Genomic DNA, 25962 nt, shown 5'->3' with positions numbered 1-25962 from the left:
TATACAAAGACCTGCTGTAATTCAGCAGTCATGACAACCTAAATAAAAACGATGTCAGAACAACTTAATTCCGGAACTTACGAAATTATTCAGAACCGTTTAAATGAGCAGAAGAATGATCTGATTCAGAGACTTCAACAGCTTAATGAAAACCGTAAAAATATATTTGGCGGAGTCGATTTTTCGCTTGTAGCCAATGAAAGAATTTCTACGGATCACAGCTGTATTGCCAAAGATATCTATTCACTGGGTGACCACCTGATTTTCGGGTCTAATGCACATCTGGGACTTCAGACGGAAATCAATATTTCGGACGTTTTTTCAATATATACAATCAATAATGACCGGTTTGAACCTCAGGATCACACCCTGATCAATGATGAGGTTTTCATTGACGAGTTTAAAAACCTTTACAAATATTACAGAAATACTTTCTTTGCCCGATTTACCTTCACGGAAAACTATCTTTATATGGTTTTTCAGCTGTCGGAAAGTACTACAGATATCAAAGCCTTTAAATGGCTGATTAAAGGGAATCACTTGACGTATATCGATTCGAGAAGTGCCTCCGAAACCTCATATCCTCAGCAGCATGGCTTTGTATGGACAAAGGCAACAAGAGATATGCAGAGATCCGGAAAACATCCTCATATTTCTTTAGCAGATAAAGTTTTTGTAGAAAGCATCGGTGGAGATATTACCATCAAAGTAGAAGACAATACAGATACCGGGAAGGGAATTTATTCTGAAGATGTCATTCACAAAGATCAGAATCTGGATGATGCAGAGATTCATTTCTGTGATCTGGATAATCTTGTTTTGTTTAAAATAAAGCCTTACCAGGAAACAGAACGCTATTTTATTTATAACCACAAAGAAAAGACCGTTTCGAGAGCAGATGCTCTTAAATATTCAGGGCTTTTGCTTCCCGAAAATCAAGGGGTATTGTTTTCAAACGGATATGCGCTTCAGACCGGAGGATTAAAAGTGATTTCTCAGGATCAGAACAGGCTTTACTATCTGAAAACCATTACGGAACCAAACGGAGAGAACTTTTTGTATGTTTTTTATGATGATAAAACGAATAACTATCAGCTTATTTCTTACAATATCATTACCCAGACCATAGAAACTCCGATCCGTTGTAGTGGATTTACGTTTTTACATGATGGAAAACTGATCTATCTGAGAGAAAGCATCGAAACCACAAAGCATCATCTGTCTCAGATCTGGCAGACTCCTTTTTCTAAAGAACTGTTACCCAATATTGAAAAAGCAGACAGTTTACTTTACAAAATAGGAAATAAGGATATTGTAAGAGTAATGGCAGAGAGTCAGGAGCTGATCACCCTTCTGAACAAAAAAGACTCTTACAGTGGTTTATATGATGATATCGTAAAGCTCTCAACCTTTATTCTGGATACTTACTATTTCCTTGGGGAAGATGAGGTCCAGAAGCTTGATGCACCATTGAAGGAGATCAGAGCGATTGCCCATTCTGCCATCAATGAATACGAAAAAGTAGTAGAACAACGGAAGAACACAGAAGAAGCTTTAGAAAAGATAAAACAGTCCTGTGAGAAAATTCTTGATGATACCAAAAGGCTTCATTACTCTCAGCTTACAGAGTATATTGATGCCCTTTCTCAGATCAGAGCTTTAAGGGGTGAAGTGACAGGAGCAAGAGAGCTTAAATATGCAGACACTGCTTTACTGGATAAATTGGAAAAATCCCTTGCAGACCGTTATACAGAACTTTCAAATGCCTGTGTAGAATTTCTGCTTCAGGAAGGAGCATTATTGCCATACGAAGAAAGGGCACGGCAGATTTCCGAAGATATCATTGGATTACAGAAAGCCATTGATGCCAAAACAATTGAAGAAAATATCAATACCCTTTCCGGGCAGCTTGAATTATTGGTGGATATCGTTAATAACCTTAAAATTGAAGACACCTCCCAGTCTACCCAGATTATTGAAAACATCTCTCTGATTTTTGCAAGGCTGAATCAGGAAAGACTTGAGCTCAGCAAAAGAAAAAGGGAAATTTCAGGGAAAGAACTGGCTTCAGATTTTCACGCGCAGATTACCTTATTTGACCAGTCTGTGATCAATTTTCTGGAGCTTTCGCAAACTCCTGAGAAATGTGATGAATATCTGACCAAACTTTCTATTCAGTTGGAAGAAATGGAAACGAAATTTATTGATTTCGAAAAATTCATTCAGCAGATAGGAATCAAAAGAGAAGAGGTTTACGGACATTTCCAGAATAAAAGGGTACAGCTTACCGAAGCAAGAAATAAAAGGACTCAGAATCTTTTTGATGCTGCACAGAGAATCCTGAAATCCGTACAGACCAAAGCAGAATCTTTTGACTCAGAAAATGAGATCAATGGCTATTTTGCCGCCGATCTGATGGTGGAGAAAGTGAGAGATCTCTCCAGACAGCTCGCAGAACTGGAAGATTCAGCAAAGTCGGAGGAGGTTCAGACCTTGTTAAAAACCCAGCAGCAGGAAGCAGTTAGAAAGCTGAAAGATAAAAAAGAGATCTACGCAGACGGGGAAAGCGTTATTGCATTGGGAGACTATAAATTTGCAGTCAATCAGCAGAAGCTGGACCTTACTTTGGTGCTTAGAAATGCTCAATATTACTACCACCTTACCGGAACCAGCTTTTATGAACCTTTAAACTTCACAGCTGATGAATTCAAAGAAGTATGGAATCAGGAATTTGTTTCAGAAAATAACAAAGTAAAAAGATTTGAATACCTCGCCTGGAATGTGTTTTCCGCTCACAAAGAAATAACCTCAGAGGCTGAAAACGAAAAGGCTGTACAGCAGTTTACAGCAGAGCATTTCGGAGAAGGACTGGTAAAAGGAATTCATGATAAAGATGCTGAGATAATTGTATTGAAACTTCAGCAGATGCACAATGAACTGGGACTGATGAGGTTCACAACAGAGGAAAGATCATTAGCACAGCTTTTCTGGTTTTTCCTGGAAAATGATAAAAAAGAATATTATACCAAACAGTTTGAAGCAGCCGCTATTATTGCTGAATCATTCACTATAAAGCAAGGATTTGAGTATTTAAGCAGAGAACTTTCAGAAGAAATGAAATCTTTTGCATCAGCCCATGGTATTTTTAAAGAAACGGATTGTATCAATGCTGCCACCTACCTGAAACAGGAAGATAAAGAAAACTTCCTGATTTCAGAAAAAGCAGCAGCATTGTATGAATTGTTCCTGAAAGAACTGAAGGAAAAAGGCAAAGACCTTGAGTTTATTAACCAGCTAAAGGTGATGTATGAATATCCTAAGGCATGTTATTATATTGCGGAAAGCGCGGTAAATGCCTTTGGTTCAGAGGTTAACCGGGATATTATGCCGGAGGTGGCAGCATTTATCATTACCCAAAAATTTGATCCGAAAAATATCAGACACATTGCGTATGAAGTAGCCATAAAAGAGCTGAAGTCGCTTGAAAAAGAGACAGAATATCATCTTAACTACTTTGAGTTTGTATCCCGCCTTAGCCATTTTAATACAGTTACCGTTCCCAAATACAAACAGCTTCAGGAATTGAAATACAACTGGGTAGATGAAAAGAAAAAAGCATTGAAGCTGGATACTTTCAAGCCTCAGGTATTAAGCTCATTTGTGAGAAATAAACTGATTAATGATGTTTATTTTCCTCTTATCGGAGCGAATCTTGCCAAGCAATTGGGAACAGCAGGTTCAGACAAAAGAACAGACAGAATGGGAATGCTTCTTCTGGTATCTCCACCCGGATACGGAAAGACAACCCTGATGGAATATATGGCAGAGCGTATGGGACTGGTATTTATGAAGATCAACGGACCATCTTTAGGGTATGATATTGTATCAACAGACCCTTCTGAAGCCAAGAATGCAGGGGCAAGACAAGAACTTGAAAAACTGAATCTTGCGCTGGAAATGGGAGATAATGTTATGCTTTATCTTGATGATATCCAACACTGTAATCCTGAGTTTTTACAGAAATTCATCTCTCTTGCAGACGGACAGAGAAAGATTGAAGGAATATACAATGGAGAAAGTAAAACTTATGACCTTCGATCCAAAAGATTCTGCCTTGTCATGGCTGGAAATCCATACACAGAGAGTGGAGAAAAGTTTAAAATTCCGGACATGCTGGCCAACCGTTCAGATACATACAATCTGGGAGAAATATCCGGATCGAAAACAGACCTTTTTGACCTGAGTCTTATTGAAAATGCTTTAATGTCTAATGAATATCTGACCAGGCTGACCAATCCGGGAATGGAAAACCTGTATGAACTTTATGATTGTGTACTTACAGATAATCCTGCCGATAACCTGAAAGGAAATTTCAGCTCCAGTGAAATATCAGATTTCAGATCAGTACTGAAAAGCACAATCACAGTGAGAAATATGGTGTTGAAGGTGAACAAAGAATATATCGCGTCCGCAGCTATGTCAGACGATTACAGAAATGAACCGCCATTCAAACTGCAGGGATCTTACCGTAATATGAATAAGCTGATTGCACAAATACAGCCTATTCTTAAAGATAATGAAGTTACCCAGATTGTCCTGAATCACTATCAGAATGAATCTCAGACACTGACAACCGGAGCAGAAGCCAATATGCTGAAACTGAAAGAACTGATAGGAATTCTTTCAGAAGAAGAAACAGAACGATGGAATGAAATAAAGAAAACCTTTGTTAAAAATAAAACTCTGAAAGGACTGGGTGAAAATGATAGAATGTCGCAGATTGTAGCACTGCTTGCGCAATTCGGAGACGGACTGGAAGGAATCAAAGAAGCTCTTAAAAAAGCAGAACAATAACCATGAGACTTTAAATAGTTGTCAACAGGCTGTTTCTATGTGAAACAGTCTGTTTTTTATTTCTATGCTATTATCAATTGTGCGAATAACGATTTCTTCCGGAAAAAATCTGCTTTATATGCGACAGGAAAAAGATCAGATAAAAAATCTGTACCCATAATATTCTATAGTTCTGTATCTGTGTCCAAAATTAAATACTCCATAATTTTGTTTAGCTAAAGAAGAAAATATGGAAACAATCACTCAACATCAGAAACAGTTTCAATATGCTGAGGCTTATGTATCAGACATGTTGGTGCTGAAAAACATTTTTCTGGAAACACAGAATTTGAAGCAGGCAGATCAGAATTTCGGACTTCCTTTTCTTTTGGCTAAAAACGGAAAAGAAACTGTTGCTTTTGCCAGTCTTATCATCAACGAAAAGGATGAAATATCTTTTAAAATCTATGATAAAAACAGAATGACGGAATCAGAAAAAAGGAATTTTTATTCCCGGGCTGAAAGATATTGCAAAAATAATAATACATCCAATTTCAAGGATCCGGAGCAATTAAAAAGCAGTATCAACAGTATGATCAGTTGGCTGAATCCTGAATAAAAACAGGATAAAATTGTACATTTACTTAAAACCCGGATTCTATGTCTAAAGATGTTCTGTACCTTAAAATAGCCAATTCTGTCACAGAGCAGATTAAAAGTGAAACTCTGCAGTTTGGAGACAGGCTTCCTTCATTGCGAAGTGCCCAGAAATTATATAATGTAAGTCTGAATACCATAAAACAAGCGTATATGGAACTCGAAAGCCGTTCGCTGGTAGAATCACGTCCGAAATATGGATATTATGTAAGCCAGACTTCCCAGCGAAAACTGGCGCTGCCTTCTGTGACACAGATGAAGGTTTCTGAAGGTAAAAATACCCCTCAGGATTTGATTGACAAGGTGTTCGGAAGTATCGGAGGAACAGATGTTACACAATTTGCTCTTGGAATTCCGGGTAAAAGTCTTCTTCCGGTAGCTAAGATGAAAAAATGCATGATTGATGTGATGAAAAGGAAAAGTGACAGCGGAACCAACTACGAACCCGTGCAGGGAAGCGAAGTGCTGCGCCGGGAAATTGCCAAATGGTCAATGGTTATGGAAGGGAAAATCACAGAAGATGATCTGGTCATCACTTCCGGAGCGATGAATGCCGTTTATAATTGCTTAATGGCCGTGACGCAACCGGGAGATTCGGTGGCAGTGGAAAGCCCTGTGTATTTTGGAATTCTTCAGGCCATTCAATTATTGGGATTGAAAGCAGTAGAAATTCCTACGCATCCTATTACAGGAGTGGATCTGGATGCTCTAAAGAAAGTGCTTCCAAAGCTGTCTGCATGTTGTTTTGTGGTAAATTATAATAATCCACTAGGATTTCAGATGCCGGATGAAAACAAAAGAGAATTGGTTAAAATGCTTACCGAACACAATGTTCCTTTGGTAGAAGATGATGTCTACGGAAACATCTATTTCGGAGCAGGAAGACCAAAGCCTTGTAAGTTTTATGATGAAGCAGGAATTGTGATGTGGGTAGGCTCGGTTTCCAAAACATTGGCTCCGGGATTTAGAGTAGGATGGGTAGCACCTGGAAAATTTAAAGAGAAAATTATTCGCCAAAAACTGGTTCAGACGGTGAGCGGACCTTCTTTGTTTTCAGATGTGATTGCAGATTTTCTTGCCCATGGACGCTATGATCATCATCTTAGAATGTTTAGAAAAAAATTATACGCCAACTACCTTCAGATCCAGAAATCGGTGATTGAATATTTTCCGGATAATACCAAAATCTCAGAACCCAAAGGCGGTTTTATGCTCTGGCTGGAACTGGATAAGAGAATATGCACAGAAGATCTTTATGATTTGGCGGTCAGCCAGAAAGTAAACTTTGCCCCGGGAAGGATGTTTTCACAATATAATCAGTATCAGAACTGTATGCGCCTGAATTATGCATTAGAATGGACAGACAGAGTGGAAAGTGATCTGGAAAAGCTGGGAAAAATGATAAAAAACAGAATTTAATAAACCTTATAGTGATGAATGATATCAAGAATGAAGTAAAAATTATAGTGTATGAACCTCAGTATAAAGAAGCCTTCAAAGCTTTAAATGAAGAATGGATCAAAACATTTTTTGTAATGGAAGCGGGAGATTATAAACTGCTGGATCATCCGGAAGAAGAGATTTTAAATAAAGGAGGACATATAGCCTTTGCTTTGCTGGATGGAGAAGTTGTAGGAACCTGCGCATTGGTAAAAACGGAAGATCATCCTCTTACTTTTGAGCTGTCAAAGATGGCAGTAAGTCCTAAAGCTCAGGGAAAAAAAATAGGCTATCTGCTGGGAAATGCTCTAGTGGAAAAAGCAAAAGAATTAAAGGCAGAAAAAGTTTTTCTAGTTACCAACTCTATCCTTGTTCCGGCTATTAAGTTGTACGAAAAGCTGGGCTTTATCCATATCCCTATCGGTCATGCCGAGTACGACCGTGCAGATGTCAGAATGGAGTTGATCTTTGCATAAACAAAAAAATATTAGAACTCGGATAGGAATATCCTTGTTCTAATATCAAATTTAAATCTAATTGCTTTACTGTTTTATTTCTTGATGAATGTCTTGGTCAGTGCTTTTTTGCTTCCGTTGATTTTAATGAAATACACCCCAGCCGGAAGATTTCCGATATTGATTTTTTCATCGTAAAAACCTCTTGAAGACTTTAAATGGGTTGTTAAAACATTTGATCCTTTACTGTCGATGATTTCTGCTTTAATTTCCTTATCCTCAGATTGATACTGGATTCCAAGGAATGTTGAAACAGGATTCGGATAAATTTTAAAATCCTCAGCGATTACCCTGCTCTCTTTTGCTGCCAATATTTCTTTGGAACATGCCGGAATTCTATTCACTCCATCTATTCCCCATGAAGACTGTACCGGAATACAAAGCCAGTTCAATACCGTAGGGAAATGATCCGTTTCTCTTGTCGTTGAGGTGTAATCATACACTTTAAAATTGTTAACAGTATTGGCATTATAAGTAGGAGAACCTGTCACGGTCATATGATTGGCGTTTGGACCAGAGTCAGTCAATGTAGTTCCTGAAGTTCCATTACACTTCCAGTTGGCTAATAATTGAGAATAATAAGGATGTGAAGTTGTAATATCCTGGTTCGCCCAATTCACGATAACATCATTGGGAAGAGCCGATTTCCAGATTCTTACATCTTTATAAGAAGCCGCCAGATTAATTCCGTAAGCATTGGTTCCATCCTGATTTAAACTCAAAGGAAGCCCGGAATCAATATTTCCGATGGTATTCATTTTAGCAAAAGTTACCGGAACACCATCTTCGTACAATGTTACAAGGCCATCTCTGTCAAAGCTTGCCGCAATATGTTTCCACTTATTTGTTTCCACTTTTCCGCCTACCAGGTCAATTCTGTTCGTTCCATCTCCAATATTCATTTTGAAAGTCTGTCCTGAATATCCTGAGAACACAAATCCTTTATTTTTCCCATTAGCCCAGTTTTTATTACTGATCATCACCGGATCACTGGAGTAAGCTGCATTAGGCTTTACCCAAAACTCGATGGTGAAATCCTGGTTAGCTCCAAAATTAAAAGGAGTCTGGCTTGCTGGCTTTGCATAAGTTCCTGCCGGGAAATTTAATTGATTGAATGTTTTATTGGATTCTAGAACAGTTTTGCTGATCTGCTGAGGAATAAATCCAGGATTGGAATACACCGTGAAAATATTTCTTTCGGTAAGATTTCCTCCTCCATGAGAACTTTCGATCGCTCCATGATCTGTGGTTAATACAACCAACCAGTCTTCATTATTATAAGAAGGTCTGTTTTTCATTGCAGTCACAATTTCTCCAATATAAGAGTCTGTAGTCTTAATAGAATTGACATATTGAGAAACAGTGGATGAGAATCCATAAGAATGTCCGGCATGGTCTACATCATCAAAATCTACAAAGAGAATATCCGGATTATCATTCTGTAAAGCTGTAACAGCTGCATTTTTCACTGCAAGATCCGTTGCGAGATTACTTTTTACATCAGCGGTTTGAATGATTTTGTCGTTAATAGGTGACCAATGAGCCAGAGAAATGGTTCTTAGAGCGGGATTATAAGTCTCTGCTCTGGTTAGAAAATCAGGATAGTTGACATAGTTCGGGGTGGTAAAGTTATTGTCCTGAACATTGTGTTTGGTGTGCCATACGCCTGTAAGCATGGTGCTCCATCCGTTTCCGCTCCAGGTAGTAGCAGCGCAAAGTCCGTCAATAGAATAAATAGACTGACTAATGAGGTTTTGGATGTTGGGAGTTGGGGTAGACATCATAACATCTGCACGGCATCCGTCAATACCGATAAAAAGAACTTTTTTGGTCTGAGCTCCAAGGAAATAGCTTATAACAACAGCCATTGAGAATAGTTTTGTTTTCATGGGGAAAAGGGTTTTTAGAATTGTGAAAGTTTACAAATAGTAATTTATTTTTAACTATTGTAAAATTAGTTTACTATTTGTAAAAATTTATGAACGGAAAGTTAATTAATTGATAATTAAAAAGATCACCGAAAAAAGCTTAGATATTAACCACAAAAGCCACAAAAGAAAAATGACTCTGTTTATTTTAAGTTACATACTTTGTGAATAGAAGATCAAAAAAGGTTTCTGAATATGTCGGTTATAACAAATACCTAATGATCCGTACTACATTCCCCTCCTCCGGAGGGCTGTCGAAAATTCAAAGAATTTTTGACGGGGCGGTAAAAACACAAACATTTCCAATAGAAAAACCATGGAAACATTTGTGTCAAGAAGTATTTAAAAATAATCTGAAAAAATGGATTAAAGGATTCCCTCAGCTTCAGAAATCGTATTCAGAATATAATCAGGAGCTGCCTTTTCAAGCTCTGATTTACTCTGAGCTCCGGAAAGTACCGCTACTGTTAATCCGCAGCCTGCATTTTTGCCCTCTTCAATATCAATCACAGAATCACCTGCCTTTAAAACTTTATGAGCTTCAGTAATATTGAATTTCTTCATTGCAAGATGAATCATTTCAGGACTTGGACGGCTTTCTGAAACATCATCAGCAGTAATCAAAGCATCAAAATGAATACTTTCTTTCCAGTTGAGTTTATCTAAAAGCTGGTGGGCGATTTCTGAGGTATACCCTGTATTTAAAACAATTTTTTTGTTTTGAGACCTCATATTCAATAAGAAATCTTGCGTTCCGTTGATGGGTTTTACATCCAGATTTTGATAAGATTCTTTCAGCTGGTCAGAAAAATTCTCAAAAATAGCAGGAGCATCTTCTTCGTTCCCATTGATTTCTTTTAAAAGACTTGTGATCGCTTCCAGTTTTTCCATTCCGGCACAGCTGGATAATACTTTTTCCAGGCTTACTGCGTAGCCGTAATCATTTACAGCATTGGTAAGTGTTTTGTAGACTACGTTATCTTCATCAATTGTTGTTCCGGCCATATCCAGAACGAGTAATTCTATATTTTTCATTTGAATTTTATGCGTAAATTTTTTCAATATTAAATTTGGAAAAGCCACCGCTTCCCGTCATTCCCTTTCCTCCGATACCCGTTACAATATGAATGTTAGCGGATGGGCTGTGCTCAAAAATATCTTTTGTTTTGCACTGGGAATAGATTCCGAACCATCTCCTCTGAATTTCATACGTAGGAAGATCAATAATTTTCTTAGCCTCATGAATCATGAATTCATCAATCTCCATATTAAGGTCGTACCCAAGGTCATCTGCATTTTTAGCATCTGCATATTCATGAGAATCTCCTATAATGACAGAACCATCCAGAGCCTGTTTGAATAAAATATGAACACCATACTTCTTTTCGAATGAATTGGGATCTTCTAAAGCCTTGATCTTCTGAAAAGAAGGACACTCACTGAATGATTCATATCTTCTCACAGAAAGCCCTGTAAGAATATTTCCCTGAAGAGAGTAGATTCCTTGAGGTTTGGTCTGAAGCATTTGAAGTTTACTCACTTCCAGATCACTGTCATTGAATACTTTAGTATATAAAGTTTTAAACTCGTGTCCACCGCAGATTATGATTTTGGAAGCGTTAAATTCCGTTCCATCAGCCGTTACCGCTGTACATTTCTGATCATCTTCATGGGTTTCCAGTACAGTTGTATTGTAGAAGATCTGTAATCCCATTTTTTCCTGAAGCAGCTTGTGAAGCTTTACAATCATATCTGCAGAATCTACGGAAAGTTCCTGAGGAAAAAACAAACCTCCCTTGCAATAGTCTGAACGGAGACCGTCAAATTTCTTGATGCAGTCGTTCTTAGATAATAAAACAGATTCATACTCATTATTTCTGTTGATTTCATATAACTCTTCAATCAGTTGAAGCTCTTCATCATTGGAAGCAATATAGATGGAACCATTTTGTCTGATGGTAAGATCTGCCTGATCATGAAGTTCATTGTAGATGGTAAGGCTTTCTCTACCGAAGTTTTGCCATTTAAGATCCATTCCGGAAGGTACTACCTGTCCGAAATTTCTTACTGTGGCACCCTGGGGAATAGAATTTCTTTCCAGTAAAGCTACCTTAAGATTTTTCTTCAGCGCATGATAAGCATGGAATGTTCCTAAAATTCCGCCTCCTACAACGAGTAAATCAAATTTTGTTGTCATTGTACTATAGTTTATAAAATTTTCGACGTATCGAAATTGATGAATTGATTAGATTTAGATTTGGGTTTTGACTTTTTTCTGAAGGCCAGAAAAGCAATCACGGAAAGAACGAAAACCGCTATGGTAATGATATAATTTAAGTGGATATAAAAATGTAACCACGAAGTTTGGGCCGAGCCAAAGTTTTTATACAAAAGAATAAGAACACTTCCCAGATAACCGAAAGAATCCACAATATAGATCAGAAAACCAACATTTCCCTTAATTTCAAAAGCGGCGATCATCCGGTCAAAATAAATTCCATTGAAAGGAATATAGCAGATATACATTCCGAAGCCTGAAACCGTCATCCATAAAAAAGGAGACAGAGAACCCTGCTGAAACAGATATGTAGAAAGTCCTACCGTAAGAATTCCCGCAAAAAGAATGTAATGATAATAGGCAAATGCCTTTTTATTGTTTTTTACTTTTACCATAAAGCTTAAAATTACCAGAACCATTGTGGCGATAGGAATTTCCGTTAAAGTGAAAATAGAACTGTCAAAAGTAAAGTTCAGTCCGTCCCAGATTTCACGATTAAAATTATCTCTGAAATCCCTTAAAACGGTTAAACTGATATATAAAAATATGATGCACACAATTGGAACAAAAAACTGTTGGATCAGGGCTTTTCTTTCTTTACCATTCAACGGTTGTCTCTTATTTTTAAGCAAAATGTCTTCTTCTGAAGGTTTGGGAATTCTTTCAAGCAATAATCCGAAAAGAATCAGAGGAATAATGAAAATAAGTCCGGCTGAAAAAGGCATCCAGAATTCTGAAATGGAAAAAGTATCCATCAGAAATTTTCCTACAGATTTTGTAAAACCTGAAGAAACCACAAAGCTTGAACATAAAAATAATCCTATGATTTCGGTGGTTTTTCGTCCTTCAATATAAGAGAAAACAATTCCCCAGATCATTCCCAGCGGAATACCATTAATAAACATGAAGAGAATATTGTAAGGAGCAGGAACGGCTGCAAATCCTAATAAGGAAAGCTCAGCAATAGCAATGAAAGTAAACAGATAAGCGATTCGTTTCTCAGGTTTCAATTCCGAAATAAATTTGATCCCGATGAATTTTGAGATAAAATATCCAATAGCTTGGACAATGATAATCAGAATCTTATAATCTACTCCGAAATAGGAAAGCCCTTCGAAGGAAGCTACGGTAAAAGGTTTCCTGAAACCGTACATGCAGAAGTAAACACCGAAAGCAGCAAATGCGGCCTTCAGTGTTACCAGTGTTTTTTTATTGATGGTTCTGGCCATGGTAATGGTTTAGAAGTTCAGTTTTATTCCAAGATTGAAACGTACTCCATAATATTCCACCTGTTCAGGACGGTCTTCGCTTTTTCCGAAGTGGTAAATCAGTGGTTTGTTCAGAATATTATTCACATCCGCATACAAAGTCAGGTATTTGGTAAATTGATAAGAACCTCCGAAATCCAGATTGCTGTATTTACCATAATAAGAATCATTGATATCCTCCTCAGCGTATTCTACAGCATACTTTCCTTTGTAGTTATAAGCCAGTCTTGCATTGAATCCTTTTTTCTCAAAGAAAAGCTGCGCATTGTACAATTCTTTTGCCTGGTAGGGAAGTGCTACCGTTCTTCCGCCTGGCTTTTCCATTTCGGAAGTCATGAAGGTAGCATTCAATTGTACTCCAAAGTATTGTAAAAGCCCTGGAAGGAAGTCAAATCTTTTATTAATTCCCAACTCAACTCCTCCTAACCATGCTGCTTTCCCATTATTAGGAGCTGTGAATTGTACGCCATTGATTCCGTTGTAATTTCCGATAAAAGAGTCCTGGAAAATAGGATCAGTAATCGATTTATAGAAAACACCGCCACTCAGAATCCCTACGTTGGAAAAATAATATTCTCCCATCAGGTCAAAATTCAAAGAATAGGTAGGATTAAGATTTGGGTTTCCCCCTTTGAACTCGTTATCTGCTTCAATATAAGTTCCGCCCGGAGTAAGATCTCCGAAATTAGGTCTTGAGAAAGTTCTTGTCGCAGCAAAACGAAGATTGGTTTTATCGTTTAACGTATATTTTAAATGAATCATTGGGAGAACAGCCAGATAGTTTTTAGTATTTTCTACCGGTGTCAGTACGTCATCATTCACGCTGTATCCTCTTACTTTAGTATTGGTATTGGATAACCTGATTCCTCCTAAAATGATGATTTTATCATTCAGTTTATAGGTTGCCATTCCGTAAGCATCTGCATGTTTTTCAAACACATCAAAGTTTCTTCCTAATGCTTTATTATATTGCAATGCTTCGGAATCAGCAGTATTGATTTTTAAATTTCCCTGGTTGTCATACCAAAACTGGTTCATTCCTGTGGTTGAAAGTACCGGACCAAAAGTATTGCCGATATGGGCATTCATTTCACTTAAATATTTCGGTCCGTTGGGCTGTGTTGTGAGATATTGTGAATAATCTGATAGAAGAGGGGCTGTTCCACTGCTCCAGTTGTAGAAAATATCGGAGAATTTTGCATTACGTTCTTTATCTCTGTATTTAAAACCATATTTTAAAGTCAGTTTATCAGAAGCATTGATCTCATGGTTGAAAGCCGCTACGATTTTATCCTTTTCCTCCACAAAGACTTTATAAAATTCAAGATCTGTAAATCTCATCTGAGAAGCATCCATTTTAAAGTTCGGGTCACTGTAGAAACCAAATAAAGCATCCGGATTTTTATAATCTAATTTTCCACCGTCAGCTTTCCAATATGCTCTCGGACCATTTCCATGATTTGAAATATAATCAGGATTGATGCCTACTCCTGATTGAGTGTACTTGATGACGTAGTAAGAATTGTTCTGTTTATCAGGAATATTGCCGTACTTAAATTTGTTGTCATAATAAGAGAGATCCCAGTCGATTTTTCCTTTATTTAAGTTATGAAGTGCTCCCAAAGAAACAGAAGTAAGTTCTGTTATCAGTAAATTGTGGATATTCTGGAGCTCTACTCTTGCTGTATTATTAGCACTGCTGAATTTATCAAAACGGATTCTGTGTTTATAGTGGGTTTCATCATCCGATAAAGTACCATACATTCCTTTTAAATAGAAGGTTGTTTTTGGAGATAATACATATTCAAAAGCAGTATTGATCCCTGTTGTTTTTCTGACTCCGTTATAATCACGAAGTTCCAGTCTGAAAACTCCTTCATCGCCACTTCTTCTAGCCTCAAAATTATCTGTAGACCAGTTTCTTATGAAATGCGCAAAGTTGAATAAATACCCGAACTTTTTATCCTTCGTTCTTCCCCCATACAAAAATCCAAGATTGTAAACTCCTTTATCAGACTTTGCATTATAACCGCTTCCCACAGTAGCTTTGAACTCTGTTTTCATCGGTGGAGTTTTGGTGATAAAATTGACACCGCCGCCTATTCCGTCAGCTTCCATATCTGGGGTAAAAGACTTGTTTATATGTACATAGGAGATCAGTTCTGTAGGAAAGAAATCAAATGCTGTTGCTCTGGAAGTCGTTTCTTCCTCTGCGGTGGGAAGTCTGTTTCCATTAATGGTTGTGGATGCCCAGAATGGCGGAAGTCCTCTCAGGGAAACAAATCTTCCTTCTCCCTGGTCTCTTTCAATAGAAACTCCCTGCACACGCTGTACGGTTTCTGCTGCATTTCTGTCCGGTAGCTTTCCGATTCCGTCAGAAGCGATGACATTGGTGATATTAATGGCATTTTTCTGAAGGTTTAAAGCTCTCGCTTCCGTATTTTTTAACGTTCCGGTAACGACAATTTCGTCAATATTTTTTCTCGGTTGGGATAGTTTGATAATTCCTAAGTCAACCGTTTGTTCCGGTTTAAGATCTACATTGATATCTGAAGATTCATAACCGATGTAGCTGATTTGTAAAGTATATTGGCCTTCTTTAATATCGTTGATGGTAAATTTCCCTTCAATATCAGTCGTCATATTTTTAGATAAGCCTTTTATTTTGACTGTGGCCCCGGGGAGAGGCTGACTGTCGTCAAGCACAGTTCCTATAATTAACTGTTTCTGCGCTGAAACAAAAATCATGAAACAGACAAAAACAAGGGTAAATAATTTCTCTAAATTTGTTTTCATTTTTACATATATTAAATTTTTTATGCAAATCACGCTAATAATTTTAATATATATAAATATTTTGTGTTAAGTATTGTTTAACAAATAAGCCCGGTTTGTTACGCATTTTTTACTTTAAAACCAATAGGAGTTAACCTTTGAAAATTCAGGAAAACAAGCTTTGAAGTGAATGTTTCAAAGTTTTTAGTAAATATTTACCATAAATAATAAGAATTGAAATCAGTTGAAAATGGGCCTTTTTTAATTCATATTTCGTTCATCTTGGAAGAAAACAGGAAAATGAAAGTTGCATATTTGTAAACTTTTGTATTGCCTGAAAATCAGAAATTAAAGGATAATGATTAAAGTAGATGATATTTTAGACACTAAGTTTTATGATTGAAACAGTATGTTTTTAAGGAATCAAAGGCTGCTACTTGTCGCTGATGAAGCGTTGCATACACTTGGACTGAATCTATTCTTGACGTGTCATTCAGAATAACAAAAGCAAAAAAAAGAAATAGTTAAGCCGTATAAAAATAAAGAACAAGCATCACACAGCTTTCATCATTGATGCTTACCGGAACATGAGGAAATTTTCCGTTGAAATACAAAGAATCACCCTCTTTTAAGATGACTTCTTCATTATCAATTACGTATTTTACTTCTCCTTTCAGGATATATTTGAATTCCCACGCATCCGTAATTACTTTTTCCCTTTTAGAATTGGGCTCAAGAGTTAGTAAAACAGCTTCAAAACCTAAAGAATGAAGACTCTTGCTGAAGATATGCATATACTTAAATCCTTCAGCTTCTACTTCTTTTTCAATGACTTGCTGGCTTTCTTTCGGAACATAAATGAATTTGGCGTTGGATTTTTTCTCAACCCCTTCAAAAAAATAACTGGCATCAATCTCCAGCGACTGAATCAGATCCAATAACACAGGTAGTGAAGGAATCGTTCTTCCGTTTTCAATTCTAGAAACAAGTCCGTTGCTTACATTCGCTTTGAAGGCCAGCTCATTAATGGTTAAATTATTCTTTTTTCTAATATCCTTTAATCTCTTGCCGATACCTATTAAAAAGTCATTCATACTGTGTGTAATTTAACCTGAATTATATTCAAACAAAGGTAATATTATTCCATAGAGTTTGGATACAGGAGGGAATCAATTTATTGAAAATTATTATTTGTTGCTTGCTTCCCCGGATTCTTTCACTTTTTCTCCCCAAGAAAATTTCCCTATTTTTGTAAAACTCCTTATTTCATCTATGAAAAAAATTATTCTTATCGAAGACGAAACCAGTGTGGTGTCCTTTATTAAAAAGGGACTTCAGGAAAACGGATATGAAATTTCTGTAGCTTTTGATGGGCGTACAGGAGTGCAGCTGGTGCAGGCTAATGATTTCGATCTGGTAATTTTAGACATTATGCTTCCGGAAATGAATGGTCTGGACGTGTGTAAAGAAATAAGAAAAACCAATCAGAGTGTTCCGATTTTATTTCTGACTGCTTTGGGAACTTCTGAAAACATCGTTCTCGGATTGGAAAGTGGTGGAGATGATTATCTGGTGAAGCCTTTTAAATTCATTGAACTGGTAGCCCGTGTAAAGTCTTTACTAAGGAGAAGCAACAACAACGGTCCACAGGAAATTGCCGAACCGGAGCCGGATAATGAACATGTATTCCAGTTTTCGGATCTGATGGTAAATGATTATACCAAGAAAGTAACCCGCGCCGGAGAAGAGATTTCTCTTACTTCCACAGAATATAAACTGCTGCTGTACTTCCTGAACAATCCTGAAAAAGTAATTTCAAGAGCGGAAATTCTGGATGCCGTCTGGGGCGTAAATTACGAGCTGGGAACCAATGTGGTAGATGTTTATGTAAATTATTTAAGAAAGAAACTGGATAGCCAGGACGATAATAAGTTGATTCATACCGTGATAGGAATGGGGTATGTGTTAAAAAAGACATAATGAATGTTTAACAGAGTCATTACAAATCAAACCAAAACGATGGTACTCTTGATGTTGGTTTTTACCGCCATCATTTTACTGTTCAGTGGTTTGGTGTACTTTTCAATTGTTAATTTTTCACACCAGAGATTTTATGAACTGCTCAAGATCAGGACAGCAACGATTGTTCAGATCGAAAAAAGCAAAGATCATCTCGACCTTCCGGAAAATTATGTTCTCAACAGCCTGAATGATGAGGAACTTCCAATGGAAAAAGACTATGTTTTTGCCGTTCCTACAGATTCCAATTTCAAAAAAATATCTCAGGAAATTCATATTCCTTCATACTTCTTTAAAAATATTATCAAGGAAGGAGAGTCCAATTATAATGATGAAGAATTCTATTATATAGGACAGAGCTTCAAATATGATGATAAAGATTATATTGCTATTGCTTCTGCTAAAAACCATTATGTTGTTTATTATCTGGGTTTTTTAAAGCGAACACTGCTTACCTGCATTGTACTGTCTCTGTTCTTTAGTATGATTTTCTCTTTTTATTTATCTAAAACTTTATTCAGACCGATCTTAAAAATCACTGGAAAAGTAAAGGAGATCAGTTCTGAAAACCTTCACTTAAGACTGGAGTCTCAGCCTGATAATAAAGAACTTAACGAACTGGTGGATACTTTCAACGATATGCTCAACCGCATTGAAACTTCTTTCGAAACCCAGAATCACCTGATTGGAAATGTTTCCCACGAATTGAGAACTCCGCTTACCTCTATTATGGGAGAAGCCGATGTTGCCCTTTCTATCAGCAGAACAGCGGATGAATATAAAGAAACCCTGGGAATTATTCTGGATGAAGCCGAAAAGCTGGATAAAAAGATCAAAGCCTTATTAATGATTGCCCAAACCGGATTCGATGGGAAAATCCAGAAAATGGATAAGGTGAGAATTGATCAGCTGCTTTGGGACGTTATAGAAACGCTCAGAAGAATTGATTCCCGGAATAATATCTATCTGGATATCAGTATGCTTCCCGATAACCCGAAGAAACTGAAAGTACAAGGGAATGAGCAGTTATTGCATCTTGCAGTAGCCAATATCATCAGTAATGGCTGTAAATATTCTAATTTCCAACAGGTTAAAGTCTCTCTGGGAGCAACCAATTCGGATGTGTACATCATTGTAAAAGACAACGGTATTGGAATTCCTGAAGTGGAAATGAACAAAATCTACGACCCGTTCTTCAGGGCTTCTAATACCAATAATTATGAAGGCTACGGAATCGGACTTCCATTAGCGAGAAACATCGTAAGAATGCATCATGGTGAACTGATTGTAAGCTCGCACGAGAATCAGGGAACAACCGTACAGATGAAGTTCCCGAATTTCTATAGCATGCAGAAAGGCGAAGAGATAAACAAATAAGAATCTCTATTCTAGCATTTTTTACTTATTTTTCATTTGTTTTGTTTTGAAAAACAAATGTTTATATCTTTTTTTGATCCTGATTCTTTCCTATATTAAGGGCTCTTAACAATTTTCTAATCTCATTTTAATCTCTTTAATCACATTTTAATTCCATTCCAAAGATCTTCTAATATGGTCGTTCTAGTTTTGTATCATCAAAAAAGATAAACACAATACAAAATAATAAGAACATGACTAAAACAATTTTAATTGCAACAGATTACTCTCTTGAGTCATTGAATATATTGAAAAAAGTACTTAAAGAGAAAGATGCCGCTGAAGATCAAAACCAATATAACATTCTTCTGACTTCCGGGTATGATTCCGGAGATTCTATCAGAGATCTTTTGTTCAGTACCAAAACATCTGTTTTCAATAAAATAAGACCTACAGAATTCTGCGATGCCTTTGGAATTATCAGTAATAAATATCCTCACCTGGTTAATAAAATCATCTGTGATGTGTTTACAGGAAGTTTCCAAAGAACATTCAATCAATATGTAAAGGCGGAAAATATTGAGGAAGCTTACTATGCTCCATCTATTAAAAGCAAAGGAAAAGGCAAATTTGATCTGATTCCTTATATCAGAAAATGCAAAGAGCTGAAGTCTCATGAAATTACCATCGAAGTAAGAGAAAAGCTTCCGGAAAGAGGAAGACTGGCAGAGATCTTTGTTGAGGTCTAAAGATTAAACACAATTTAAAAACGATTAAAAATGTTAAGAAATTATAGTAACAGCAGGACACTGGGAGACAATATCAGATTGGGGACGCTGACTGCCTTCACAGCAGGTACTATAAACATTGCTTCCCTATTGATATTTCTCTCTTTTACATCGAACGTAACGGGACACTACGCTATTTTAGCAGCGGAAATCAGTAAAGGAAACTGGACGCAGGTAGGAGTTGTAGGAGGATGGATCTTTTTGTTCTTCTTCGGAAGCTTTCTGTCCAACTTCATTGTCATTAATTTTAATAAGAAAAGTAAATATTTTGCCCATTCCATGCCCATTGTGCTGGAAATCATATGTCTCCTTTTTGTAGGAGTATACGGGCAGTTTTATTATCAGAAAACATTAGAAGAGACAGAATATTTAGTAGCATTGATGCTTTTCGCGACAGGATTGCAAAACGGTTTAACGGCAAGTATCTCCAATTTCTCTGTAAAAACAACCCACCTTACAGGAACAACTACCGACCTGGGAATTCTGGTATCCATGTTTACCCAAAAAAAATACAGGAGAAACGGAGAACTGATTGGCAGAGCAAAACTTCTGATGAGTATTATGCTTGCCTATGTAATGGGAGCTGTATTTTCAGGGTTGACATACTATTATCTGGAATTCAGAGTCTTCTATGTCATCAGTATATGTCTTCTGATTGTCATCGGGTACGATGCTTATAAAATTCATATCCGTCACTTCAACACGAAGTACAGATACAACAGGATTTACAGAAAGCCCAATATTTTTGCTTATCTGTATGAGAAAATCCACGGTATTCCTAAAAGAGAGAAGAAAAGAAAGCTTGTCTTTGAGGATTAAAATAGAAAAACACACTATTAATTTTTTGTATAAACTAGCTGTAAATGCCCTTATTTTGTTATGAAATAGGGGTGTTTTTCTGAAAAATCAACTTCTGGATCGGTAGTTCTATTGTTTTTAATCATATTTTCATGACTGTTAAAATAAAAGTTTCCGGATGAGACGCATCAACTTGCTAACGCCCTTCATTACAAACATTAAAAAAATCGGTTGGGGATAAATAGGTAAAAATGTTGATAATTAAATATTAAATCACGATTTTAGTATTTTAATTCCCGTTTCCATTGACTATTTTTGTAAGTTGATTTACGTTTTTATGTCAGATATTATTCAGCTTTTACCGGATCATGTAGCCAACCAAATTGCAGCAGGAGAGGTGGTGCAGAGGCCTGCATCCATCGTGAAAGAACTTTTGGAAAATGCTATTGATGCCGATGCAACGAAGATTGAATTGATCATCAGAGATGCCGGGAAAAACCTTATTCAGGTGGTAGATGACGGAAAAGGAATGTCTGAAACAGATGCCCGCATGGCGTTTGAAAGACATGCTACCTCCAAAATCAAAGGAACAGAAGATATCTTTAAAATCGCCACAAAAGGCTTCCGTGGTGAAGCACTGGCTTCAATAGCAGCGGTTTCTCAGGTGGAGCTCAGAACGAAACAGAAAGATACTTCCATTGGAACCAATATCTATATCGAAGGAGGTGTTTTCCAGTTTCAGGATCCGGTTCAGACAGCAGACGGATCAAATTTTTTAGTGAAAAATCTTTTCTATAACGTTCCTGCAAGAAGGAAGTTTTTGAAAAATAATAATATTGAATTCAGACACGTAATTGATGAATTTCAACGTGTTGCACTCGCTCATGAGAACCTTGAGTTTTCACTGTTCCATGATGACGAAGCTGTGTTCAGGTTGAGAAAAGGAAGCCAGATGCAGCGTATTGTGGATGTTTTCGGAAGAAAGCTTCAGCCGCTTTTAATTCCTATTAAAGAGGATATTATCTGGTGTAAACTGCATGGCTTTGTTGCCAAGCCTGAAGGTGCCAAGAAAGCAAGAGGCGAACAGTTTCTTTTTGTGAATGGGAGGTATTTCAGAAGTCCGTACTTCAATAAAGCCGTACAGGAAGCATTTGAAGGGCTTCTTCAACCTGGATATGTACCTTCGTTTTTCCTTTTCCTGGAGCTTGATCCGGAGAAAATTGACGTGAATATTCATCCTCAGAAAACCGAAGTGAAATTTGAGGACGAGCATCTTATCTTTGCTTTGCTTCGTTCAACTATAAAAAGATCTTTAGGAATTTATAATGTTTCTCCAAGCCTAGATTTTGATAGAGATCCGGAACTGGATGAAATGATGAATAAGCCGATTCCCAGCAAAGGAAATGGAGGCGGGTCCAGCGGCGGGGTTTTTAAAATGCCTGAAATCATTGTAGATAAAGACTATAATCCGTTTCTGGAAGAAAAAAACGTAGTACATCCGGAGGAAATCCAGAATCTTACGGAAATGTATCATCAGAATATTACAGCAGAACCTTCAAAAATTAACCTGTTTGAAGATGAGGATTTTGATGAAGATCTGATGAGACTTCCTAATGGATACTGGCTTTTCAACAAAGGAGATGTCACCTTAATGCTGGATTTGGGAAGAATGCACAGACTATTGGTTTCTGAAGGAAATAAATCTACCAGAAAATCCAATACAAACAGTCATGCTCTTCTTTTCTCTCTGGAGTATCATATGAATGAAATTGAAAAGACAAAGTATAATTCGATAAAAAAATATCTTCCGGAATTAGGGTTTGACATGAAAATTGCTCATGAAAGTGTACTTCGAATAGATTCACTTCCTGAAGGATTGAAAGAAACCCAGGCCATGAAGTTCCTGGAAAACCTTTTTGAGATCCTCGACTACAAGACAGAAGAAGAATTTTTGCAGTATTACCATAATCAATGGAATAAAATGCAGTCGAAGTCAAGATTTGACTTTATTTATAAAAAAGATGCGGAACAACTGATTAAAGACTTTACAGCATTAGGCTTCCCGGAATTTTTACCGGACGGTAAAAGATGCTTTTATGAAGTTCCGTTTAATGATTTTAAGAACAAATTTTAAAGAATATGTTTAACAATATACCGCCAATAACAAGGAACATAATCATTATAAATGTTATAGTGTACCTCATATCTAATTTTATTTTTAAAGGATTATATGATTCTTTGGTAGGTTATTATCCTTTTTCTCCACTCTTCAAATCATGGCAGGTAATTACACATATGTTTATGCATGCTCCTCTTGATGAACCTGGAGGGATCATGCATATTTTATTTAATATGTTTACTTTGTTTAGTTTTGGACCTATTTTGGAACAGACACTGGGAGATAAAAAGTATCTGATATTGTACTTCGCAAGTGGTCTTGGTTCATTTTTCTTGTTCAATCTGTGGAATTTTGTTGAGATTCAACAGATTGTTTCTGCGTTGGAAAGCTTAGGAGTAAATGCTTCAGAAATTTATTCGAGGGTGTCCCTTAACACGGCTGAGTATTTAACATTCCATGCATCTAGCCAGGAAGCGCAGAATTTATCAGATCAGCTTTATAGAGATTTAAGATCTCCAATGTTAGGAGCTTCCGGAGCAATTTTCGGAGTAGTAGCTGCTTTTGCTACATTGTATCCGGATGCAAAAATCGGAATTATGTTTATCCCTGTTCCTATGAAAGTAAAATACCTCTTACCCATCATTGTTGTGGTTTCCATATACCTTGGGGTTTCTGGAAATGGAGGAGGTATTGCCCACCTTGCCCACGTTGGTGGTGCTTTGGTTGGATGGCTGCTGGCAAGAATTTGGAAAAAACATTTGTACCGTTTCAATTAAAATAATTTTGTGAAGATTTTCCGACTTATCGTATTCATTGTCCATCTGGGAATTTTATTTCTGCTGTTGGGTACTTTATTGAACGCTTATGTACCTCCAAAGATTTTTCCATGGTTTAATCTGCTTTCCTTAGGTTTTCCTGTGCTTATTATAGTATATGTGATTCTTACAATTTTCTGGGTATTCAGCTGGAAAAAAAGAGCTTTTGTATTTATGTTTGCTGGGTTAGCGTTTATAAATCCTGTAAAACGTTGGGTTAACTATTCTGATAGGAAAGGAGGTTCCGAAATAAAAGTGGTTTCTTTCAATACCAGAGCTGGAAGAGTAGGAAACAAAGAGCTCGAACCCTATCTGAAGTCTCAAAATGCAGATGTTCTTCTTTTACAGGAGGATGCGGGTATCAAATATCAATTTGAAGGCTATCAAAAAGTAAATCCCGGAGGAGGCTTAACAATTCTGACCAGGCACAAAATCTTGAAACAGCAGATTATAGAGCCACAAGATGGAGAATTAAGAATTCCTGGTTTGCTGGCTGATATAGAAATTAAAGGCAAAACCTACAGGTTCATTGATGTCTATCTCAATCCTTTTCGCTTTCAGAAAGAAATGGTGAAACTTAACGGAGATACCGATAACGACGAACAAAAAATAAAAGATGTTGTTAAAAGGTTGATTCCCACCTTTAAAAAACATCAGGATCAGGTCACACTTATTCGTGAAGCTATTGACAATTCTCCTTATCCTGTAATTCTAGCGGGTGATTTTAATTCTGTACCCAATTCTTACGAATATTATCATTTATCAGAAGGGCTTGAAGATGCATTTGTGGAAGCAGGAAGAGGAAGTGCAACCAGTTTTCACGATTATAAATTCCCCATTAGAATAGATTATATTTTCTCTTCCAAAACTGTAAGGGCAATATCTTATAAAGTTGACCGTTCTGTAAGTATTTCAGATCATTATCCTGTCACAGTTAAGTTTTCTACGGAAGGCAAATAATCATAAAAATAGTTAAAGTTATCTGCTTGGTAGGATTTTTGTTGAAAGAAAACCGTACCAAGACCGTTTTTTCATGAAGTCGAACCAGATATTACTATTTATACATATCGTTATTGCTGTATTGCTGTTATGCACATTGGGGAATGCATGGATTCCACCTAATATTTTAGGCAACCTGAATCTTCTGTCTCTTGGTTTTCCTTATCTGATCCTGTCACACCTGCTTCTTACACTGATCTGGATCGTAAAAAAAGAAAAAATTGCGATTGCTTTTGCACTGGGTACACTTATTTTCTACAATCCGATCAGACGATGGGTGAACTTTTCTCCCAAAACAGAAAATTTAAAAACAATACGGGATATTAAAGTATTGACTTTTAATGTGAAATACGGAGAATATGGCTGGGATAAAGTAAAAGATTATATCAAAGCACAGGATGCAGACATTATTCTGGTACAGGAAAAAGATACAAACCGTGTTATAAAACGTGATCTTATAAAATATCCGTCAGTTATTCTTAAAACTAAGCATAAAATTGTAAGACAAGCGGAACTTATTGATGAAAAGGCTCGCGGAAATTCATTCTATGCTGATATAGACATTAATGGGAAAGTAATCAGAATTATTAATGTGTATCTTGAACCCTTCAGGCTTCATAAATCGATGTTTACGAAACTTGATAAATTAGGTTTGGGAAATGTTTCAACATTGCTTTCTCATATGACACCGACCTTTCAGGCACATGAAGATCAGGTAAAAAGAATTAGAAAAATGATAGATTTATCTCCTTATCCTGTTATCCTGGCAGGAGATTTTAATTCTGTTCCTAATTCATACGAGTATTATAATCTCGGAAAAGATCTCCAGGACGCGTTCTTAGTAGCAGGAAAGGGTAGTGCAAGCAGTTTTCATGATTATAAAGTCCCGTTAAGGATTGATTATATCTTCACTTCAAAATCAATCATTCCTTTAAGCTATAAAGTAGATCAATCTGTGAAATTATCGGATCACTATCCTGTAATTGCAGAATTTCTGTTAAATTAGTTCCATGAAAAATTTACTGGCTGCGATTTTTGTTTTTACCATTCTTTTTACTGCGTGTTCCAAGAAAGAATCTCCGGGTTTTGGGGCTGAACAGGAGGTGAGAGTACGTTATGATACAACTGCTGTTGACTCCTTTTCTACAGGAGCTGTTTCAGTGGATATTGCACGAAAAATAAGAATGTCCTCTCCTCAATATCTTGATTCTGTAAAACAGGCTAGAAAGCTGCAGGAGGAAGAAAATAAGCTTAAAGCAGAGCTTGAAAAGGAAACCAAAGCAAAACAGGAAGAGGAAAAGAAAAAAGCAGAAGCTGAAAAGAAACTGAAGGCAACAGAAAAACCGGTAACACCGGAAATCAAATCAGAATAAA

Annotated in this window: 19 protein-coding genes; 13 read left to right on the top strand and 6 right to left on the bottom strand. The window is 36.8% G+C overall.

The genetic code is table 11. The features are described from left to right. The first annotated feature begins 51 nt into the window (after window positions 1-51). From RHP76_RS14765 to RHP76_RS14750, 4 genes are all read left to right on the top strand, one after another. The gene (locus RHP76_RS14765; RefSeq protein WP_311228480.1) at window positions 52-4854 is read left to right on the top strand and encodes a DNA repair ATPase; all 4803 of its coding nucleotides are present in this window, start codon (window positions 52-54) and stop codon (window positions 4852-4854) included. A 229-nt stretch (window positions 4855-5083) separates the two neighbouring features. Beyond that, window positions 5084-5452, top strand: coding sequence for a hypothetical protein (locus RHP76_RS14760; protein ID WP_311228479.1), 369 nt, complete (start codon window positions 5084-5086; stop codon window positions 5450-5452). A 41-nt stretch (window positions 5453-5493) separates the two neighbouring features. Beyond that, a complete protein-coding gene (locus RHP76_RS14755; protein ID WP_120232278.1) occupies window positions 5494-6909 on the top strand; it encodes an aminotransferase-like domain-containing protein in 1416 nt (471 codons plus the stop codon). 14 nt (window positions 6910-6923) lie between these two features. Then, window positions 6924-7406, top strand: coding sequence for a GNAT family N-acetyltransferase (locus RHP76_RS14750; protein ID WP_311228478.1), 483 nt, complete (start codon window positions 6924-6926; stop codon window positions 7404-7406). A 74-nt stretch (window positions 7407-7480) separates the two neighbouring features. Here the strand turns inward: RHP76_RS14750 and RHP76_RS14745 are convergent, their stop codons facing one another. The 6 genes from RHP76_RS14745 to RHP76_RS14720 form a co-directional block, all read right to left on the bottom strand. Beyond that, window positions 7481-9334, bottom strand: coding sequence for a LamG-like jellyroll fold domain-containing protein (locus RHP76_RS14745; RefSeq protein WP_311228477.1), 1854 nt, complete (start codon window positions 9332-9334; stop codon window positions 7481-7483). A gap of 405 nt (window positions 9335-9739) precedes the next feature. Next, window positions 9740-10408 carry an HAD-IA family hydrolase gene (locus tag RHP76_RS14740; RefSeq protein ID WP_062673735.1) on the bottom strand — a complete coding sequence of 223 codons (669 nt, stop codon included), beginning with the start codon at window positions 10406-10408 and terminating at the stop codon, window positions 9740-9742. 7 nt (window positions 10409-10415) lie between these two features. Then, window positions 10416-11570: a TIGR03364 family FAD-dependent oxidoreductase gene (locus tag RHP76_RS14735; protein WP_288444497.1), complete on the bottom strand. Its 1155-nt coding sequence runs from the start codon at window positions 11568-11570 to the stop codon at window positions 10416-10418. Between the two features lie 11 nt (window positions 11571-11581). After that, window positions 11582-12880 (bottom strand): DUF5690 family protein, encoded by a 1299-nt coding sequence (locus RHP76_RS14730; protein ID WP_311228476.1) that lies wholly within the window; start codon window positions 12878-12880, stop codon window positions 11582-11584. Between the two features lie 9 nt (window positions 12881-12889). Next, window positions 12890-15715: a TonB-dependent receptor gene (locus RHP76_RS14725; RefSeq protein ID WP_311228475.1), complete on the bottom strand. Its 2826-nt coding sequence runs from the start codon at window positions 15713-15715 to the stop codon at window positions 12890-12892. Window positions 15716-16218: 503 nt separating this feature from the next. Then, on the bottom strand, window positions 16219-16788 hold the full coding sequence (locus RHP76_RS14720) for a helix-turn-helix domain-containing protein (protein ID WP_311228474.1): 570 nt from the start codon (window positions 16786-16788) through the stop codon (window positions 16219-16221). 178 nt (window positions 16789-16966) lie between these two features. Here RHP76_RS14720 and RHP76_RS14715 point away from each other — a divergent pair, with 178 nt between their 5' ends. The 9 genes from RHP76_RS14715 to RHP76_RS14675 all read left to right on the top strand — a co-directional run bounded on the left by RHP76_RS14715 (window position 16967) and on the right by RHP76_RS14675 (window position 25961). Next, entirely contained in the window at window positions 16967-17674 is a 708-nt protein-coding gene (locus RHP76_RS14715; protein WP_062673733.1) for a response regulator transcription factor, read from the top strand. A 3-nt stretch (window positions 17675-17677) separates the two neighbouring features. Beyond that, complete coding sequence (locus RHP76_RS14710; RefSeq protein WP_062672666.1) at window positions 17678-19090, top strand: sensor histidine kinase; 1413 nt, start codon at window positions 17678-17680, stop codon at window positions 19088-19090. Window positions 19091-19323: 233 nt separating this feature from the next. Then, window positions 19324-19818 (top strand): hypothetical protein, encoded by a 495-nt coding sequence (locus RHP76_RS14705; RefSeq protein WP_311228473.1) that lies wholly within the window; start codon window positions 19324-19326, stop codon window positions 19816-19818. Between the two features lie 30 nt (window positions 19819-19848). Continuing rightward, window positions 19849-20676 carry a YoaK family protein gene (locus tag RHP76_RS14700; RefSeq protein WP_062672662.1) on the top strand — a complete coding sequence of 276 codons (828 nt, stop codon included), beginning with the start codon at window positions 19849-19851 and terminating at the stop codon, window positions 20674-20676. 316 nt (window positions 20677-20992) lie between these two features. Next, a complete protein-coding gene (gene mutL, locus RHP76_RS14695) occupies window positions 20993-22789 on the top strand; it encodes a DNA mismatch repair endonuclease MutL (RefSeq protein ID WP_288444506.1) in 1797 nt (598 codons plus the stop codon). 5 nt (window positions 22790-22794) lie between these two features. Further along, window positions 22795-23550, top strand: coding sequence for a rhomboid family intramembrane serine protease (locus RHP76_RS14690; RefSeq protein ID WP_311228472.1), 756 nt, complete (start codon window positions 22795-22797; stop codon window positions 23548-23550). Between the two features lie 9 nt (window positions 23551-23559). Then, entirely contained in the window at window positions 23560-24549 is a 990-nt protein-coding gene (locus RHP76_RS14685; RefSeq protein ID WP_311228471.1) for an endonuclease/exonuclease/phosphatase family protein, read from the top strand. Window positions 24550-24622: 73 nt separating this feature from the next. Continuing rightward, on the top strand, window positions 24623-25594 hold the full coding sequence (locus RHP76_RS14680) for an endonuclease/exonuclease/phosphatase family protein (RefSeq protein ID WP_062672656.1): 972 nt from the start codon (window positions 24623-24625) through the stop codon (window positions 25592-25594). 4 nt (window positions 25595-25598) lie between these two features. Then, entirely contained in the window at window positions 25599-25961 is a 363-nt protein-coding gene (locus RHP76_RS14675; protein ID WP_062672654.1) for a hypothetical protein, read from the top strand. The last annotated feature ends 1 nt before the right edge of the window (window position 25962 follow it).

It is taken from the genome of Chryseobacterium sp. SG20098, assembly GCF_031844745.1.
GTDB lineage: Bacteria > Bacteroidota > Bacteroidia > Flavobacteriales > Weeksellaceae > Chryseobacterium > Chryseobacterium cucumeris.
The sequence above is the reverse complement of the archived record's forward strand: the minus strand, read 5'-3'. Positions and strand labels throughout refer to the sequence as shown.